Genomic DNA, 5,176 nt, shown 5'->3' with positions numbered 1-5,176 from the left:
CGAATACGGATGTTATCTTTTTAACCACAAAGCCATTCCACTGCTCACAGGTTTCATGAAAAAGCTCGATGCTTCTGTCATAGGTAAAGGGCTGGATCTTAAAAACAATGCTGTGGACAATGTCAGGCTCATCAAGGCCAATGATGCCATCCGCTCCACTGGTGTTGAACACATTGGAAAAAAACTGCGCGCCTATATGGGTGCCATGAAACCCATGGTTTAAGCCGCTGCTTAATCGTAACTTGCTCGCGTCACCTCATCACTCATGGTCGGCGCGACAAGTGGCTTCCATGCGGAATCCTCCCATGTCCCAAGATGAGTATGCATATCAAGATACTTTTTCGGTATCGGATGTGTGCCGACAACGACCTTGACCGCATAACGTTTTTCAAGAAAGGCTTTGAATGTATCGATATAGGGACAGGGAGGATACCCCACCACCAGACCGGTAGCCAAATGGATAACCTGGGCACCATTCTTCACCATTTCTTCTCCCGCATATTCTATGTTGCCACCTGGACAACCATCGCAGGATGTATAGCCAACCAGCTCAACTTCGGTGTCCGTGTATATGCTGAAAGCACCTTCCTTATTCCTCATCGCCCGGAAACACTTCCCGCCCGCACACCGGCGGTATCGATCGCAGATAATGATCCCGATCTTTGTCTTTGAATTCATTTTAACTCCTTTCAATTTTGTCTCCCTGCAAAAGTACTAAATTATCTTTTTTCACCTTGGATAAGGCTGCCATATGTTCACACTTTATCCTTAATAAAAAGAAAAGTCTCTTATCTGCAAGCGGCAATAATGTCTCAAAATTTCCCTGACCCTTGGAAAGAATCACATCTGCCGAAGCAAACAATTTTTGAAACTCCTGTGTTGTTTCAGGAAGAATTGTTCCCGGATAGACACTGCCGCTGGAAATGGTTGTAACAAGCCGATCAAGTCCGACTGCTCCGGCATCCTTTAGGGTGGCATCATTAATGATAGGCTTTTCGCGAACGGCTGCTATTATCTGAAGCTTTGGATACTCACGTTGTATTTCTTTTATCAGCAGCATATCAAAAACAATCTCTCCGCTGTTATCACAGATATAGAGAAGCATTGAAGCTTTCTCCAGTGCTTGTTTAAACGGGTCAATATCATAACAGGCAAAAGGAATTTGATCAAGTGATTCAAGTTCTTTGTCCAGATTAATAGAACCGTGACTCTTAGCTCCGAAATCAATGATATTTCCTGCTGCTGCTATCTGCAGGCCTGTTTCCAGAGGTGTCTCGCTATTGTCTATCTTATTCTGAAATCTTTCTGCATAGGACAAAGACAAGACGTTAGATTGTTCTTTTACTTCTGCATAAATATCAAAATCAGGTGATTCATCTCGTTCTTTAATAACCGTGTCTGCCACATAACGAATAATATGCTGGGCTAAAAGAGGCGTTGTTTTTGATCTCTTAAGATTTGCCATCACTACATTGATTACCCGATGGGTCTGGTCTTTGCCAAGCTCTGCAAAACGTGCTGCCGAGCGTGCCTGATCGATTATACAAGGATGGCAAACCGCTGCAATCCCGGCGATATGTTTTTTATTTTTTGCAATATTAGTCATGTTACCTCTTATTTCTAATGGACCTATATCAATTTCCGACCAGATTGAATGTCTGGTTGTCTGATTACCTGAATAATCATGTTGCTTTTAAGAAATCAGCCTTGCCTCTTTCATCCTTCTGATTAAAGCAGGCCGGTTAGAGTAATTTTCCCTTAAATTTTTAAGCTTTCCCTTAAATTTTTTAAGACCACCTTTGTATTGGGCCAAATCATGGAGATCTATTAACAGATTAACCGCATTTTTGTAAGCACTGGCTTTTTTCTCTCTGATAAAAGATTCTATCTCTCTCCAAATAATATCTTCTCTCGATGCCAGATCCTCTAACTCGCGTTGACGGGCCAGTTTTGCTTTGTGCTGTTCCTCTTTTCTCTTTTATTCATACCAAACTTTTGATGCCTCGATTAAAGCTGAAATCGTTCTCCTGTCAGTATTTTCCCCATTGTGTTGAGGTTGAGATTTCAGGCTGGAAAGTTCCTGAATTCTTTTGTTCAAAAGCAATGATAGATTACTTTCTCCCCTGCTTAATCGTATTAGATAATCACGTTGCTCGGGTACTGGTAATTTATCGATCCATTTTTCAAGTGTTACTTTTTTTGGTTGTGTTCCATTTTTTTGAGCGGCAACTAAGATCATTGCTTCATCAATTTCTAAATATTTACCTAAAGCCTGTTGTGCCGATGAAAGATCGTTTAAGCCATCCGGCACCGGAGGTTCTATGGTGTCCGCGTCAATAGCTTCCATTGAGAATGCCGTTTGCGCAGGCGGCAACCGAAACATCAAACATCTTGAGCCCCAGTTGGCTATATACACCATGGCATCAAAATATTCGGCCATCAATTTTTCAGTATCTCCATGAAAATCACTATAATTAAAAACATATGAAGCCAAGTGTGACGTAACACGGGCCCGGCTGGAAAGAGAAGATAAGTATTTTCTTTGATTTGCAGTCAAGGCAGAATCAATTGCTCTAAATTCATAATATTGATATTCACTCATGGTCATTTTCCTTAATAGATACAGGCATCTAATATCGATAGCACATTCGCCAGCAGTTCATCTGAGGCACGTTCGATACGCTTTGCCCGGCGAGTATGGAAGTCAACCGATTTGACCTGCTCAACCATGATGAATCCCGTCAGGCTACAGTTTCCCGGAACAGGCACGTGGAATGGAAACCCGCGTTCTGTATTCGTTAGGGGACACAGAATGGCCAAGCCGGTGCTACGGTTGAACAAGTCCTTGCTCACAACCAGAGCAGGCCGCCGTCCTTTTTGTTCATGACCGGACTGGGGATCGAAAGTGATGGCGATAATGTCGCCTTGTTTGGGGATATAGACAGCCATCTACCATGTCTCCTTACCGACTGGCTCTCCCCAATCGACCTCGCCGGCGTGGTAGTCTTCGGGTATTTGCGCCACAAGATCCTCAAGACGATACCGGCCGCGAATTTTCCTGATTGGTGAGACAACGATAATGCCGTCCCGTACAGCAACGTCCACCTCGTCCCCAACTCCAAGGCAAGCACCTTCTATCACGCTCTTAGCAAGACGTAGCCCATGACTATTACCCCATTTTTGAATCTTCGTGTGCATTTGATCACCCCTTTATGTATATCCGAAGTATAGCCATTCCCGGCCGATCAGTCAAGCGTTATCTTTCAATCATTTTCCAGTTTCTTATGAAGAATTTCCACTATGGGCAGCTCCCATGATTCTATTTTAACATTTTTATAGTCTTTCTTATCATCATCCTGCTGCCTGCGTCTTATAACACCCAGCACCCTGGTATTCAATATATTTTGAATATTGTGCCGCCATTTTGCTGATCCTTTTTTTGAAAGTGATGCGATGATCCGATCCTTTTCATTTACAATATAAACCCCTGTCTTTGTTTCTTTTAAACTGACTTTTTCACCTGTTTCAAGATCTGACAGATTCCTGTGGATTTCATGGTCATCCGGGAAAAGACCGGGATAGCTGATATAAAGCTCTTCCATGCCAAGAATCGAAACCGTCAGGTTATCGGAAAAGCCGTTGATCCTGGAATGCTTTGCCGTTCTTTCATTTATAAAACTATTTCCCCTTAAAGACCGGATATGTGGGTTGGCAGATTTTGCAAGATGACACAGGTATAAATTTTCTTTCGCCCTTGTCATCCCCACATAAAAAAGCCTTTGCTCTTCTTCTATATCATTGGGTTTCCATCCCCCGTCAAGAATAAAAACAAAAAGAAATTCCATCCCCTTTACACTGTGAACAGTTCCCATGAATACACCATTTCCGGTTTTGTGTTCCCGTCTTTCTTCCAAGAGCGTTTCAAGGACAAAATGCTTTGCCCGGGCAATGGAAATTTCCCTGTCGCTGTTGATCCCGCACCATGATTCAAGAATCTGCTCAATCTGGTTCGTCCAGATATTTTTCCAATCAAACCTTTCAAGGACTTTCTGTTTCAAATCAACTGGCCGAAGACTCTGGTTTTTGTACTCCGAAAGAAATCCGATAAAATCCTGTATTTCCCTGACCCTGAACATGGGGAAACCAGAATTATTTTTAAGAGAATGGCAAAACTCAATATTCTCTTTTGCCAGGGCCATTCTGACGGCGACAAGGTAAGGATATGAGATACCCTGCCGCGAAATAACAGCAAAATCATCCGGCCTTGTTTCCGGGTTATCATACAGTATCTGCTTTATCTTTTCAGCAACAAAAACAGCCTGTGATGCAATGTCCTCTATATGAACAATCTGAACAAGTGCCTTTTTTGCAATGGTGTCGGGCAGTCGTTCCTGAAATTTTCTTTTTTGGTTGATACGGCAGGCCTGGCCTTTTTTCATCCGGTTTTCATTTAAGGCGATAAATGATGCCGATGCCTGAATAATCGGGTATGAGGATCTGTAATTTTCAACCAGATAAAAGATTCTTGCATTATAATCTTCTTTAAACTTTTTGATAAACAAAACATTTGCATTTCGAAACCCGTATATGCTCTGGTCATCATCCCCGACTGCCATGATGGAAATTCTGGATTCATGGTCCTGTTCAAGCCTGCCGGTCAGTGCTGAAATAAACCGGTACTGTCTTTGGTCAATATCCTGGTATTCATCCACAAGGATGTGGCGAAATCCTGCCAGAAAATGTTCCCTTGCCTCTGACGGCTCGATGCCGGCAACGCCTTTGTTCCCGCTTAATATTTCAACGGCTTCATCAATAATGTCATCAAAGTTCAGACCCCCGTCATCTGGTATGTCATGAAAGGATTTCTCCATGAATGATCTACCGGTCAGGCGCATGGCAAACCCGTGGTAGGTCATGGCAGTGACAAAATTTGCGCTTTGGCCTGCAAGCTTTTTGATCCTTTTTCTCAGTTCAAGCATGGCCTGATGATTAAAGCAGAGAACCAGAATCGAAGACGGATCAACAGATTTGGCCTTTATCAGCCAGGCACACCTGTGCACGATGGTTTTTGTTTTTCCGGAACCTGGGCCTGCAAGCACCAGCATGTTTTTCTCAGGCGATTCCGCCACAATGGTTTCCTGAATAGTGTTTTCAAGGGACTGGATGATCTTTTTAT

6 protein-coding genes and 1 pseudogene are annotated in these 5,176 nt (G+C 43.0%); 1 reads left to right on the top strand and 6 read right to left on the bottom strand.

Annotation, left to right across the window (positions count from 1 at the left end; translation table 11 throughout):
• Positions 1-223: pseudogene (locus K8S13_RS04055) on the top strand (ketol-acid reductoisomerase); the annotation flags it as partial.
• An 8-nt stretch (positions 224-231) separates the two neighbouring features.
• Here the strand turns inward: K8S13_RS04055 and K8S13_RS04050 are convergent.
• The 6 genes from K8S13_RS04050 to K8S13_RS04025 all read right to left on the bottom strand — a co-directional run.
• Positions 232-678 (bottom strand): CGGC domain-containing protein, encoded by a 447-nt coding sequence (locus K8S13_RS04050; RefSeq protein WP_291460649.1) that lies wholly within the window; start codon positions 676-678, stop codon positions 232-234.
• A gap of 1 nt (position 679) precedes the next feature.
• Entirely contained in the window at positions 680-1,606 is a 927-nt protein-coding gene (locus K8S13_RS04045) for an ARMT1-like domain-containing protein (RefSeq protein WP_291460647.1), read from the bottom strand.
• A 372-nt stretch (positions 1,607-1,978) separates the two neighbouring features.
• Positions 1,979-2,602: a hypothetical protein gene (locus K8S13_RS04040; protein ID WP_291460646.1), complete on the bottom strand. Its 624-nt coding sequence runs from the start codon at positions 2,600-2,602 to the stop codon at positions 1,979-1,981.
• Positions 2,603-2,613: 11 nt separating this feature from the next.
• Positions 2,614-2,949: a type II toxin-antitoxin system PemK/MazF family toxin gene (locus tag K8S13_RS04035; protein ID WP_291460645.1), complete on the bottom strand. Its 336-nt coding sequence runs from the start codon at positions 2,947-2,949 to the stop codon at positions 2,614-2,616.
• A complete protein-coding gene (locus K8S13_RS04030) occupies positions 2,950-3,198 on the bottom strand; it encodes a hypothetical protein (RefSeq protein WP_291460643.1) in 249 nt (82 codons plus the stop codon).
• Positions 3,199-3,263: 65 nt separating this feature from the next.
• Positions 3,264-5,176, bottom strand: a 1,913-nt coding sequence (locus K8S13_RS04025; protein WP_291460641.1) for an ATP-dependent helicase, incomplete at its 5' end; no start/stop codon positions are given.

It is taken from the genome of Desulfobacula sp. (assembly GCF_021107415.1).
The sequence above is the reverse complement of the archived record's forward strand: the minus strand, read 5'-3'. Positions and strand labels throughout refer to the sequence as shown.